At 75.1% G+C, this 12,296-nt stretch carries 10 protein-coding genes and 1 pseudogene; 6 read left to right on the top strand and 5 right to left on the bottom strand.

Annotation, left to right across the window (positions count from 1 at the left end; translation table 11 throughout):
* Nucleotides 1-21 precede the first annotated feature (21 nt).
* On the bottom strand, nucleotides 22-657 hold the full coding sequence (locus ACFC1T_RS06060) for a recombinase family protein (RefSeq protein ID WP_375884145.1): 636 nt from the start codon (nucleotides 655-657) through the stop codon (nucleotides 22-24).
* A gap of 29 nt (nucleotides 658-686) precedes the next feature.
* Here ACFC1T_RS06060 and ACFC1T_RS06055 point away from each other — a divergent pair, with 29 nt between their 5' ends.
* Entirely contained in the window at nucleotides 687-983 is a 297-nt protein-coding gene (locus ACFC1T_RS06055) for a hypothetical protein (RefSeq protein WP_375884143.1), read from the top strand.
* A 104-nt stretch (nucleotides 984-1,087) separates the two neighbouring features.
* On the top strand, nucleotides 1,088-2,575 hold the full coding sequence (locus tag ACFC1T_RS06050) for an NF041680 family putative transposase (RefSeq protein ID WP_375884141.1): 1,488 nt from the start codon (nucleotides 1,088-1,090) through the stop codon (nucleotides 2,573-2,575).
* A 219-nt stretch (nucleotides 2,576-2,794) separates the two neighbouring features.
* Here the strand turns inward: ACFC1T_RS06050 and ACFC1T_RS06045 are convergent.
* Together ACFC1T_RS06045 and ACFC1T_RS06040 are read right to left on the bottom strand one after the other, a co-directional pair.
* Nucleotides 2,795-3,086 (bottom strand): annotated as a pseudogene (locus ACFC1T_RS06045) (GNAT family N-acetyltransferase); the annotation flags it as partial.
* Between the two features lie 179 nt (nucleotides 3,087-3,265).
* The gene (locus tag ACFC1T_RS06040) at nucleotides 3,266-4,741 is read right to left on the bottom strand and encodes a carboxylesterase/lipase family protein (protein ID WP_375884139.1); all 1,476 of its coding nucleotides are present in this window, start codon (nucleotides 4,739-4,741) and stop codon (nucleotides 3,266-3,268) included.
* 245 nt (nucleotides 4,742-4,986) lie between these two features.
* On the opposite strand from ACFC1T_RS06040, the gene ACFC1T_RS06035 reads away from it, so the two are divergent.
* Nucleotides 4,987-5,724, top strand: coding sequence for a DUF998 domain-containing protein (locus ACFC1T_RS06035; protein WP_375884137.1), 738 nt, complete (start codon nucleotides 4,987-4,989; stop codon nucleotides 5,722-5,724).
* 246 nt (nucleotides 5,725-5,970) lie between these two features.
* Nucleotides 5,971-8,715 carry a BTAD domain-containing putative transcriptional regulator gene (locus tag ACFC1T_RS06030; protein ID WP_375884134.1) on the top strand — a complete coding sequence of 915 codons (2,745 nt, stop codon included), beginning with the start codon at nucleotides 5,971-5,973 and terminating at the stop codon, nucleotides 8,713-8,715.
* An 11-nt stretch (nucleotides 8,716-8,726) separates the two neighbouring features.
* On the opposite strand, the gene ACFC1T_RS06025 is transcribed toward ACFC1T_RS06030, so the two are convergent.
* Complete coding sequence (locus ACFC1T_RS06025) at nucleotides 8,727-9,293, bottom strand: hypothetical protein (RefSeq protein ID WP_375884132.1); 567 nt, start codon at nucleotides 9,291-9,293, stop codon at nucleotides 8,727-8,729.
* A gap of 225 nt (nucleotides 9,294-9,518) precedes the next feature.
* On the opposite strand from ACFC1T_RS06025, the gene ACFC1T_RS06020 reads away from it, so the two are divergent.
* Nucleotides 9,519-9,824, top strand: a complete 306-nt coding sequence (locus ACFC1T_RS06020; protein ID WP_375884129.1) for a hypothetical protein — start codon at nucleotides 9,519-9,521, stop codon at nucleotides 9,822-9,824.
* A complete protein-coding gene (locus ACFC1T_RS06015; protein ID WP_375884127.1) occupies nucleotides 9,821-10,903 on the top strand; it encodes a hypothetical protein in 1,083 nt (360 codons plus the stop codon). Before ACFC1T_RS06020 ends, ACFC1T_RS06015 begins: the two co-directional genes overlap by 4 nt.
* A 73-nt stretch (nucleotides 10,904-10,976) precedes the next feature.
* Here ACFC1T_RS06015 and ACFC1T_RS06010 read toward each other — a convergent pair whose 3' ends face one another.
* Nucleotides 10,977-12,074 carry a peptidoglycan-binding protein gene (locus ACFC1T_RS06010; protein WP_375884124.1) on the bottom strand — a complete coding sequence of 366 codons (1,098 nt, stop codon included), beginning with the start codon at nucleotides 12,072-12,074 and terminating at the stop codon, nucleotides 10,977-10,979.
* Between the last annotated feature and the right edge of the window lie 222 nt (nucleotides 12,075-12,296).

Genomic DNA, 12,296 nt, shown 5'->3' with positions numbered 1-12,296 from the left:
CAGCTCGTCGGTGGGGTGTCCTCACCGGCGTGGGTGCGCTCGGGCAGGAGGTCGGCGACGGCGGTGCGGATGGCGCCGCGGCTGACGCCGTTCTCGCGGGCGAGGGCGGCGATGGAGCGGCCTTCCAGGTACGCGGTGCGCACGTCGGCGATCTTCCCGGCCGCGACGGCCGGCCGCCGGCCGCCGGCCGCCCTTGCTGCCCTTCACCTCGGCGGCCCGCAGCCCGTCGTACGTCAGCTCTCGCTGGAGGTCGCGCTGGAGTTCTCCGGCGGCGGCGAGGGTCTGCACGATGAACTTCACCGTGGACAGCAGCTCACCGGTGCGCGGGTGGCGGGCGGTGAGGTCCATCGCGGAGAACGCGCCGTCGTGGATGCGCAGGGCGAGGCGGTCGCGGTGCAGGACGTCGAGCACGTCGAGGATGTGCCCGGTGCCGCGCACCAGGCGGAACATCTCGGAGATGTGGACGGTGTCGCCCGGGCGCGCGTACGCCGGCAGCTCGCCGAACTTCGGCCGCTGGAGGGGGTGGAGGCGGCTGGAGATGCCCGGGGCCTCCTCGAAGACGTCCGGGTTCTCGATGCCGGCCTCGTCCAGGAGAAGGTTCTGCCGGGCGGTGGACTGCTGGTCGGTCGAGACCCGCTTGTAGACCAGGTTCGCCATCAAGGGCCCCTTCCAGACGGAGGATCAGTTTGCCGTTTAACCTCTCGGCCGCCGGAAATCGAACGCCGTCGATCAACCGGGTGTGGGACGATCCCGGCATGCTGCTGATTGCTGACGGAGTCACTCCGGTCCCGCGGATGATGATGGTTGACGATCTTGAGACGGATAGCGGCGGCTTCTGTGAGCTGGACAGCCCGCTCTTCCTGGCGATCGGCGACCGGATCAGCTTCGACGGCCGAAGTCTGTCCGTGACACGAGCAAACGGCGAGACCTTCTCGCCCAGCGGCGAGTGGGGAATCCGCTGCCGCCGAGGTCCCCGAATCTGAGTGTTCGACCCTGTCACCCACACGGGGATTCCCAAGACGGTGGGTCGGCCTTCACGTGATCCTGAACTCGGCTAAAAGATCGAGGACTTCACGCGAAGGCCGTGGTGACGAGTGTGGTGGAACAGGCAAGCCAGCGCGATCCGTTCGCGGAACTGTCACGCTTCCGGGCGGACTCCTACGACTGCCTGCGCGGTCGAGGGGACGCGCTGTTCGAGCTGGCCGACGCGCTGCTGTGCGCTGAGGGCCCGGTGAAGACTCTGGTGGACCTGGCGCTCGCGCCCGAGCACCGGCGTGGGCACGGCGCCCTGTACGGCTCGTTGAACAAGGGCCGCCTGGACATCGACCGGCTGCGGACCGAGCTGGCCAGCCTGTCGCTGCCGCGGGCCGCCGACGGCCGCCTGGTGCTGGCGGTGGACGTCTCGCCGTGGCTGCGGCCGGACGCCGGGACCTGCCCGGACCGGTCGTTCTGCCACACCTATGGCCGCGGCGACGCCAAGCACCAGATGATCCCCGGCTGGCCATACTCATTCGTCGTCGCGCTGGAGGCCAGGCGCACGTCGTGGACGGCCGTCCTGGACGCAGTGCGACTGGAGCCCGGCGCCGACCTGGCCGCCGTCACCACCGACCAGCTCCGGGACACGGTGGGCAGGTTGATCGCCGCAGGGCAGTGGAAGGCCAGCGATCCGGAGATCCTGGTGGTGATGGACGCTGGATACGACGCCCCGCGTATCGCCCACTTGCTCGGCGACCTGCCGGTGCAGGTCCTCGGCCGGCTCCGCTCGGACCGGGTGATGCGCCGACCGGCGCCCAGCCGCGCGGAGTTCGCCGCGGCCAACCCGGCCGGGGGCCGGCCGCCCAAGCACGGGGCTGAGTTCGTCTTCGGCGACCCCGCTACCTGGGACGCCGAGCAGGCGGTCACCACCACCGACACCCGCCGCTACGGCACCGCCGTCGCCCGGGCCTGGGACCGTCTCCACCCCCGGCTGACCCGCCGGGCTGCCTGGCTGGAGCACGACGGGCCGCTACCGGTCATCGAGGGCACGGTGATCCGGCTGGCCGTCGAGAAGCTGCCCAGCGGTGGGGTGAACCGTCCGGTCTGGCTGTGGTGGTCGCGCACCGGCGCGACCCCGGCCGACGTGGACCGTTGCTGGCAGTCCTTCCTCCGCCGCTTCGACCTGGAGCACACCTTCCGCCTACTCAAGCAGACCCTCGGCTGGACCCGGCCCCGCCTGCGCGACTCCACAGCGGCCGACCGCTGGACCTGGCTGGTGGTCGCCGCTCACACCCAGTTGCGCCTCGCCCGCCCGCTCGTCGCCGACCTCCGCCACCCCTGGGAGCGACCGGCGGAACCGAACAAGCTCACCCCAGCCCGTGTCCGGCGCGGATTCAGGAACCTCCACACGAAGGCACCCTCACCGGCGCGTGCACCGAAACCAACCCGCCCCGGCCCCGGCCGACCGCTCGGCTCGAAGAACAATCAGCCCGCCACCCGCTACGAGGTGGGAAGAGTCCTCGCCACCGGCGAGGCATACGCCCGCCCCGCCCACCACAAGAAGGGCACCAAACCCCGACGAACCGCCGTAAACGGATAAATCACAAGGTTAGTGGTTGTTGTGACATCAGCTGTCGAGCGGCATGCGGGAACCGGCATCTCTGCGCGCCGTCACGGTGGCGGCGGGGGCCAGGGCCGTGCGCCGAAGGAGCGCGGGCTCTCGACCTCGTGACGCCCTGTCGGCCGGTAATGCTCAAGGCCTGCGGATCGGTTCCGGGAGGGACGCGAGGTGCGCCGATCCGTGGAAAGCGGGTGGGTCTCAGCCGTCCCTGCGCCGGATGTGCAGATGGCCGTCGAGGGGGGAAGGCGGGCGGTGCCGCGAGCAGGATGCGGTCGAATGCGTACCGGCTCTTCTGTGCGACCCGGCACGAGACGGAGTTGTCCACCTGATGCAGGAGTTCCAGCTGCGCCAGCCCGCCGTTCCCGAAGGTGGCGAAGGCCCCGCCGGTGAGGGCCTCAAGGGCGCAGGGCGCCACGCTCCGCCCGCACGCATGCACCGCGGTCCAATAGCCCACCTCGGCCGAGGGCTTGCCGGAGGCGACGCCTTTGAGGGCCGTCGGCGTCACGATTTCGCGATCGGAGTGGAATCGAATGGCCTTGACCGTGAGACTGACCCGCCGAACCGGCTCGCCGATCGAGTGAGGCGTGTCGCCGTCCATTCCCCTTGCCTGGCGTCTCCCCCGACGGGAGATTCAAGCCCCCTTCGCCTGCGCCTCCGAGGGGCCCGGGATCAGCCGAAGTGGCGGACGGTGGTCGGGTCGGCGGGGGCGTACGGGGGCCAGTGCTCGGCGGGGGGACGGCCGGTGGCGGCGAAGGTGGCCACGGCGTGGGAGAACGCGTGGCCGAGGGTGCGGGCGGCGGGGGTCGCGTCGCCGAGCATCGGGCTGTCGGGGTAGGCGTCGAAGGTGGTGAAGAGGTAGGGGAGTTCGGCGCAGTGGGTGGCGCCCAGGCGGGCCGGGTCCGGGGTCGGGGTGCGGTCGAAGCGGTAGACGTAGGTGGGGTGGCCGGCCGCGGCGTGGTGGTCGGCGATGGCGAGGGTCCGGTCACGGAACTGGAGTCCGGTGGCCACCTCGGTGAGGATGTCGCCCGGCGTCCGTGGAACGGTGGCGGCCGTGCGGTCGTACCGTTCGGCGCCGTCCTCCGCCAGGGTCGCCGCGATCGCGCGGGCCCGCTCGGCGGTGGCGGTGCGGACGGCCGGGTCGAAGGCGTAGAACGCCGTCATCTCGTCCCGGGTGGTGCCGGTCAGCAGCTGCTTGCCGTCCAGGCGGCCGTCGGCCAGGGCCTGCTGCCAGGTCACCGGCAGGCCGTAGCCGCCGAGGACGGGGTACATCGGCGGAGCGACGTTGCCCGGGCGGGCGACGTCCCGGGCGAGTTGCCCGTAGGCGGTGAGCAGCTGCCCGGGCGGGACGGCGCGCAGCGCGGCCAGCGGGTCGGGGCCGCGGTCCAGGCCGAGGATCCCGAGGAAGCGGCGGGCGTGGTCGGCGGCTTCGCCGGGGTCCTGCGGGGGGAGGCCGAACGGGCCGCTCTGGGTGACGACCCGCGCGATCCACGGGCCGGTCTCCGGTGCGAGGGCGAGGTGGAGGGCGGAGTAGGCGCCGGCGGACTGGCCGCCGACGGTGAGCTGTTCCGGGTCCCCGCCGAAGCCGGCGATGTTGTGCCGCACCCAGGCGAGGACGGCGGCCTGGTCGCGCACCCCGAGGTTGTCGCTGCCGAGCTCCGGGAGGTGGAGGTAACCGAGCGGTCCGAGGCGGTAGTTGGCGGTGACGACGACGAGGCCTCCGGCGGCGGCGAGGTGTCGGCCGTCGTACCAGTCCCAGCCGCCGGATCCGCTGCTGAACCCGCCGCCGTGGAACCAGACCAGGACCGGGCGGCCGCCCGGGGAGGACCCCTCGGCAGGAGGGCCGGACGGACCCGGCGGCTCCGGCGACCAGACGTTGAGGGTGAGGCAGCCGTCCTCGTCCCAGTCGGGGGCGCGCCGCCCCATCACCGCTTCGAGCCGGGACGGCCCCTGGGGCACGGCCGGCCCCGGACGGGCGGCGTCGCGGACGCCCGACCAGCCCGGGTGCGGTCCGGGCGCGGCGAAGCGCCGCTCCCCCACCGGGGAGGCCGCGTACGGGATGCCGCGGAACGCGGCCACGCCGCCCTCCACGACGCCCCGCACGCTGCCCGACCCGGTCACGACGACGGGGCGTTCCTGCACGGCCATCGCTGCCACCTCTCCTTCACCATCGCCCTGCGGTTCCGTGGCGTCCGCACGTCCGATCGGCGTCTCGCCCGTCCCCCCAGTCAATCGCGCGGCAGGCGCCGCCACCGGGAATCGGGAAAGTCGGGACGTGAGGGAGGTCGGGGACCCGGTGCGTGGTGTCGGCCCGGCAACTGCCGCTCCGTGCGCCAGGATCGTGGTCCCGGCTCCTGGAACTCCGTCGGGCCCGACACGGAAGGCTTTTGAGGATGGCGATCGACGACGAGGTCAGGGCAGTCGCGTGGAAGTCGGGTGCGGTGGCGCTCGTGGTCGCGGCGGTCCAGTACGTGGTCGCCGAGGCCATGGCGGCCTCCGCCTGGCGGGACCCGGTCTACGACTACGCGCACAACTTCATCAGCGATCTGGGTGTGCCCTCCTGCGGCGGGGTGTTGCAGGGCCGGACGATCTGCTCGCCGCTGAACGGGGTGATGAACGCCGGGTTCATCGCGCAGGGTCTGCTGTTCGTCGCCGCGGCCCTGGTCCTGCAGCACCTGCTGCCGGGGTGGTTGCGCTGGGCGTACGTGGTCCTGGCCGTGGTCCACGGGGTGGGGATCGTCCTGGTCGGACTGGTGCACGGTTCGCCGGAGGCGGACCGGGACGGGTCGATGGCCTGGCACGGTCTGGGCGCGGGCATGGCGATCATCGGCGGCAACCTGCTGGCGGTGGTGCTGGGCGCGCACCTGGTGCGCAGCGGCCGGGCCCGGTGGCCGGGTTGGGCGGTCCTCGGGTGCGGCGCGGTCGGGCTGGTGTGCGCCGTCGTCCTGCTCACGATGATGCCGACGGCCCCGGTCCCGTACCACGCGGCCGTGTTCGAGCGCGGCTCGGTCTACTCGATCACGGCCGCCGAGCTGATCGCCGGGGCCACGGTCCTGCGCGCGCGGCACGGACTGCGCGGACTGCGCGGGCCGGGCTCCGGAGCGCCCCTGACCGTCGAGACCGCCGACTGACGGACCGGCCGCAGAAGTTCCCGCGGGCGGGAGGCAACCGATCAACGGGGCCAGCCGGTTGGTAGGGGGTGTCGCCTCCCACCACCTCGGCCCGGCGGCCCCCGGCCCCGGTCGGGTGGGGCAAGGGGCGAGGGACGAGGGGCGATCCGGCTAAGGTGCAGCCGGGGGCCGGGGACGGACTGGGAACACGGGTGCGGCATGCGGATTCTCCTGCTGGGACCGTTGGAACTGCGGAGCGACCGGGGCGTGCCCGTGCACGTCGGGGGGTCCCGGCGGCGGGCCGTGCTGGCCGCGCTGGCGCTGGAGGCCAACCGGGTCGTCCCGGTCGAGCGGCTGGTCGACCTCGCCTGGGAGCACGCCCCGCCGTCGACCGCCCGGGCCGCGCTCCAGGGCCACATCGCCCGGCTGCGCACCCTGCTGGACGGCGGGCTCCGGCTGGAGACCCGCGCACCCGGCTACGTCCTGCACGCCGACCCGGAGCTGATCGACGCCCACCGACTGGAACGCCTGCTCGACCGCGCCGGCACCGCGGACGGGGAGGAGGCCGCGGTCCCTCTGCTGCGCGAGGCGCTCGCGCTCTGGCGCGGGCCGACCCTGGCGGACTGCGGCTCGGCCGCGCTGCGCGAAGCCGCCGCCGGACGGCTGGAGACCCTGCGGGTCGAGGCGTTGGAGCAGCTCGCCGGGCACGCGCTGCGCACCGGCCGGGGCCGGTCGGTGACGTCACAGCTCACCGCCGTACTCCCCGAGCACCCGCTGCGCGAGTCACTCGTCCGCCTCGCCGTGCTCTGCCTCCACCAGGAGGGCCGGAGCGCCGAGGCCCTCGCCGTGTACGAGGAGGCGCGCGGCAGGCTCGCCGAGGAGGCCGGGATCGACCCGGGGCCGGCACTGCGCGAGGCCGCGGCTCAGGTCCGGTCCGCCGCCGCCACTGCTGCTGCTGCTGCTGCGGAAGAACGACCCGCGCCCGCCCCCGCCCGGCTGCCGCGCGCTCCCCGCCGCTTCGTCGGCCGGGCGGGCGAACTGGCCTGGCTGGACGAGCAGTGCGCGAGCCTCCGGCGAACGCACCGGCCCGGGCACGGCGGCAACGGCCCGGTCCTGCTGGTCACCGGCCCGGCCGGGGTCGGCAAGACCGCCCTGGTCCTGAGCTGGTCGCACCGGCTCGGGCCGGCCTTCCCGGACGGGCGGGTCGCCGTCAACCTGCGGGGCTTCGACGAGACCGAACCGCTGCGCCCCGAGGAGGCCCTGGCCGAGCTGCTGCGGGCGCTCGGCGCCGACGAGAGCGCCGTGCCGTCCACCCCCGAGGAGGCCGCGGCCGCCTGCCGGAGACTGCTGGCCGGGCGCCGGGTGCTGATCGTGCTGGAGAACGCCCGCGACGCCGGGCAGGTCCGCCCGCTGCTGCCGGTCGAGCCCGGCTGCGCGGTCGTGGTGACCAGTCGGCACCGGCTGACCGAGCTGGTCGTCGAGGCGGACGCCCGCGCGCTGCCGCTGGCCTCGCTCCCGGCCGGGGACGCCTTCGACGTGCTCGCCGAGGTCACCGGACGGCCCCGGCTGGCGGCCGAGCCGGAGGCGGCACGGCGGGTCGTGGAGCTGTGCGAGGGGCTGCCGCTGGCGCTGCGGATCGCCGGTTCCCGGCTGGCAACCCGCCCGCACTGGCGGGTGGCGACCCTGGCCGGGGAACTGGCCGACGAGCGCTCCCGGCTGGCCGCGCTGGCCACCCAGGGCGCGCTGAGCGTGGCGGCGGCCCTGGAACTGACGGTCCGCAGCCTGCCCGGCCCGGCCGCCGGGCTGTTCCGGCTGCTCGGCATCCACCCCGGCCAGCAGGTCGACACCCGGGCCGCGGCCGCGCTCGCGGGCACCGGCCTGCGGGCGGCGGCCGCCGCCCTGGAACTGCTGCACCGGGCGCACCTGGTGGCGGAGACCGTTCCCGGCCGGTTCGAGCGGCACGACCTGGTCCGGCTGTACGCCCGGCAGGCCGCCGAGGAGCTGCCGGCCGCCACTCGGGACGCGGCGCTGGCCCGGCTGTTCGACCACTACCTCGCCGCGACGGCGGCCGGCCTCGTGCTGGCCCGGCCGGACGCCCGGCACCACCGCCCGTCCGCACAACCCCCGGGCGGCGCGCCGGAGTTCGCGAGCTCGGCGGAGGCGCTCGACTGGTTCCGGGGCGAGGAGCCCGCCGTCCGCGGCCTGATCGCCCTGGCCGGCCGGTGGGGACGGCCCGAGTACGCCTGCTGGATGGTCGAGAACGCCGGGTACCTCTACCTGGACGCCGGCCTGTTCCGCGCCTGGGAGGACTCCGCCCGGACGGCGCTGCGCGCCGCCGAGGCCGCGGGGACCGCCGCCGACTGGCCGCACCTGTACTCCAACCACAGCCTGTCACTGGGCTGGCTGGGCCGACGGGCCGAGGCGCTGGAGCAGTCCGCGCGCGCCGTCGCCGTCGCCGACCCGGAGAGCCGGCCCGTCCTGCGGCACCGCTACCTGAGCATGCGCAACAGCTTCCTGGACGACTACGGCGACCCGGTGAAGGCCCTCCCCGGAATCGTCGAGACGGTCACCGAGGCCCGGGCCGGCGGCGACGACCGGACGCTCTCCCAGGCACTCAACAACCTCGCCGACGCCCTGCTGCGGGCCGACCGGGCCGCGGAGGGCCTCGCACCGATCACCGAATCGCTCGCCCTGCTGGCCGGCCGCGAGTCCGACCCGTACCTGGTGATCTCGACCAAGACCCACGCCCAGGTGCTGAGCGCGCTCGGCCGCTCCGAGGAGGCGGTCGAGCAGATCCACCGCGCCCTGGAACTCGGCCGCGCCCAGGGCAACCAGGCCCATGCCGAGTTCGACTTCGCGGACGTCATGGGGCAGGTGCTGCACGACCGGGGCCGGACCGCCGAGGCCCGCGCCCACTGGGAGCACGCCCTCGAACTCGCCGCCGAGCAGGGGCGGATGACCCGGCAGGTGGAGCGGGTGAAGGAACGGCTGGCGCAGTGCGGGCCGCCGTGACGGGCGCGCGCTCAGACGCCCCGGGACGGCCGGTACGGCGCGGGCGCACGGCCGGGCAGGCCGGGTACGGCGGGTACGCCGGCGGAGGCGGTCGCCGCGGTGGAGGCCGCCGAGGTGGTGGGGCGGGCCGAGGCCGAGCCGCCTGCGGTCGTCCGTACGCCCGAGGCCGCAGGCGCCGCCGCGCCGGAGGCCGTGGTGCGGCGTGCCGCCGACGGCGCCGGCCCGGCCGCAGGTGCGGGCGTGCCGCCGTCCGGCTCGACCCGCTCGATCCGCAGCACCAGGTTGCGGTCCCGGCGGTCGCCCGCCCGGTCGCGGTTGCGGCTGTGCACGGACTGCGTCAGCACGCCCCGGATCTCCTGCCAACGCCCCTGTACGGCACGGATGTTGGGGCACCACTCGGAGCCGTAGCGGTGCTCCAGCGCCAGCTGCCAGCTGTCGGCCACCACCAGGTGGACCGCGCCGACCGTCGCCGGGATCTCCACCGGGGCGGCGCCCCGGACGGTCACCACCGCCCGCTGCGGCCACTCGCCCTCCACCGCCGTCACCGTGATCCGGCTCGGCCCCTGGTACCAGGCCATCGCTGCGGTCCTCCCTCGTCCGTCCGCGCCGGTTCGTCGCCCGGCCCCACCCGGTACCACGGACGGCGGGCCCGGGAGGTTCGAACCAGCGTGAACCGGTCGACCCCCGTGAACCGGTCGACCCCCGTGAACCGGTCGACCCCCGTGAACCGGTCGGCGCCGTGAACCGGTCGGCGCCCGCCGGCCGTGCAACCCGGCGAGCACCGTCACCCGGGGAGAGCACACGTGACCAGGACCGAATCACCGAGGCGGATCTCCGTGATCTGCTGCGCGGCCGCCGCCGGCCTCGTCACGGCCGGACTCCTCGCGGTGCACGTCCCGCCCCCACCCGCTCCCGCCCGGCCGCACCCGGCCGGCGCGGCGGGGCCCGCGGTGGCCGGAACCCCGGCCCGGCCACCGTCCGGCCCGACCCGCACCGGGGTCCGGGCACCGCTGCCGGACGGGGCGGACACCGCCGGGGCCCCGGCCGAGGCCCTCACCGTCCCCGCCGACCTCACCGACCTCACCGACCCCGCCGGAGGCCCCCGTTGAACGAGGACCCGCACGGCGCGACTCCGGGCCCTGGCCTCCAACTGCCCTGGATCGCCGAGGAAGAGGAAGACGAACCGGGCCCGCCGCACCCCACCGCCGCCACGCTCGCCGCCCGGCTGTCCGCCGGCCTCGGCCGGCTGGGCGACCGGTCCCGCTGGGACGCCCGCCGGATCGCGATGGCCGCCTCGATGGCCACCGGCGCGGTCCTGCTGCTCGTCGCCCCGTTCATCGAGCCGGACGGCGGCAGCGGCGACCCGGCCACGGCCGCCGCGCCGACCGGCCGCTCGCCCCTGGGCACCCACGGCCGGGCCCACCCCCCGACGCCCGCACCCACCGGGTCGACCGAGCCGACCGCGACGCCCGGCAGCTCCGCCGACCCCACCGGCACGCCCACCGGGAGCCCGTCCGCCGCGCCGTCCCCGACCGACGACCCGCACCAGGCCCCGCCCACGGCCCAGGCCTCCCGGCCCACCGCCCCGGCGGCCACCGCCCCCGCACCAGCCGCGACACCCGCCTCGGCCACCCCGGCCGCCCCGCAGGCCCCGCCCGCCCCACAGCCCGCCCCCGGCTACCGGGCCGTCGCCGGACTCGGCTGCTCCGGCCCCGGCGCCCGGTTCCAGGAGGTCGGGGCGTTCCGCCAGGGGGCCGACGGCTGGGTCACCGTCAGCAGCGGCGGCTACGGCGGCGATTCCTGCGACGGTCGGTACGACGCGGTCCCGATGTCCGGCGACCGCGCCAAGGACGACAACAGCACCTACGCCCTGTGGACCTTCGACACCGGCCCCGGCCCGGCCTCCTGCGGCGTCGCCGTCTACGTCCCGGACTCCTCCTCGGTCCAACAGGTCGGCGGCGCCCCGGCCTACTACACGGTGGCCGCCGCCTCCGGCGCCGATCTGGGCTCCTTCACCGTCGACCAGGTCTCCCACCGCGGCAGCTGGGTGGACGCCGGCACCTTCCGCGCCCAGGCCGGACCACTGACCGTCCGCCTCCACAACCGCGGCCAGGACTGGACCGGCTCCGGCCGGGCCACCCACGCCCACCTCGCGGCCGCCGCGGTCCGGGTCACCTGCCAGGGGTGACGCGACGCGCGGGTGACGGCAACCGTCACCCGCGCGAGCGCCCGTCCGGGCCTGCTGTCAGACCGTCGGACCGTCAGGCGGTCACCCGGTACCAGTACCCGCCGGTGCGCAGGCCGGCGTAGTGGACATTGGTGCCCGTCTCCTTGGCCTCGTACATCATGTCCGCGCCGGTGGCGGAGTCGGTGCCGGCGTAGATCACCACGTGGTGGGTGTCGTGCGGGCCGTTGCCGAAGTACTCGACGTCGCCCGGGCGGCGCTGGGACTCCGTGATCGGGGTGAGGTGCTTGTCCAGGGTCTGCTCGGTGGTGTCGCCGCCGTTGGCGAGGTCGATGCCGGCGCCGAACCAGAAGGCCGCGCGGACCAGGCCCGAGCAGTCCACGCCGACGGTGGTGTTGGCCGGGCAGGGCTGGATCGAACCGGTGTAGCCGTCGCAGGTGCCCAGCGACGGGCCGGGGCCCTCGCCGCGCAGCGAGTGGCCGCCGCCCCACACGTACGGGACGCCCAGGTAGGACTTGGCCGCGTTCAGGACCTTGGTGGAGTCGATCGGGCCGCTGGGCAGCGGGACGGGCTTGCTGCCGTAGAGGGCGTTCTTGACGGCGGTGCCGACGATGCCGTCGATGGTCAGGGCGTGCGCGGCCTGGAAGTTGCGCACCGCCGTGTCGGTGGCGGGGCCGAACTGCCCGTCCACGGTGAGGCGGCCCGCGTTGAAGGTGTTCAGCATGGACTGCAGGGTCTTGGCGCACGCGCCGGTGGCGCCCTTCTGCAGGTCCCCGCACTGGGTGCGCAGGTCGACCGTGCCGGAGGCGGCCGCCGCGGCCGCGTCTATGGCCGCCTTGGTGGCCCGGCCGACGATGCCGTCCACGTCCAGGGAGTGCGCGGTCTGGAAGTCGCGCACCGCCGTGTCCGTACCCGAGCCGAACTGCCCGTCCACGGTGAGGTGGGCGCCGGTCTGGTTGAGCTCCAGCTGGAGCTGGGTGACGCAGCCGTCGACCTCGCCCTTCTGGAGGTTGGCCGGGCAGGACGGAGAGGTGATCGGTATCGGGGCCGGCACGGTCGCGGCGGAGGCCGCCGAGGCGGTGAAGGCGCCGACGCCCGTCAGCACGGACGCCAGGGCCAGGCCCAGCGACAAGCGGCGCCGGGTGGGGAGGACGGTGTTCACAGGGGTCTCCAAATCCATGATGATTCGTCAGAACTCTGCCTCACCCGGCCACCCGTACGGGAGGGGTACGCCGTCCCATCCGCCGGACGGCCGCGTCTCACGGCACCCGCCCGGCCGATGGGACGAGCCGCCACCCGGGTACGGCACCCACCGGGCGCAGCCGTTGAGCTGGGCCGACGGACGGAAGGACGGCGTCCGCCGCAGCCCTCGGCCACCGGGGAATCCGCGGCGTCC

Origin of the sequence: Kitasatospora sp. NPDC056076, assembly GCF_042266305.1 — a bacterium.
GTDB lineage: Bacteria > Actinomycetota > Actinomycetes > Streptomycetales > Streptomycetaceae > Kitasatospora.
This window is presented reverse-complemented; position numbering and strand designations above follow the sequence as displayed.

Coding starts and splice junctions, on each gene's coding strand:
- ACFC1T_RS06025 (WP_375884132.1), bottom strand. CDS start 9,293: ATGGCCTGGTACCAGGGGCCGAGCCGGATCACGGTGACGGCGGTGGAG.
- ACFC1T_RS06060 (WP_375884145.1), bottom strand. CDS start 657: ATGGCGAACCTGGTCTACAAGCGGGTCTCGACCGACCAGCAGTCCACC.
- ACFC1T_RS06035 (WP_375884137.1), top strand. CDS start 4,987: ATGGCGATCGACGACGAGGTCAGGGCAGTCGCGTGGAAGTCGGGTGCG.
- ACFC1T_RS06040 (WP_375884139.1), bottom strand. CDS start 4,741: ATGGCCGTGCAGGAACGCCCCGTCGTCGTGACCGGGTCGGGCAGCGTG.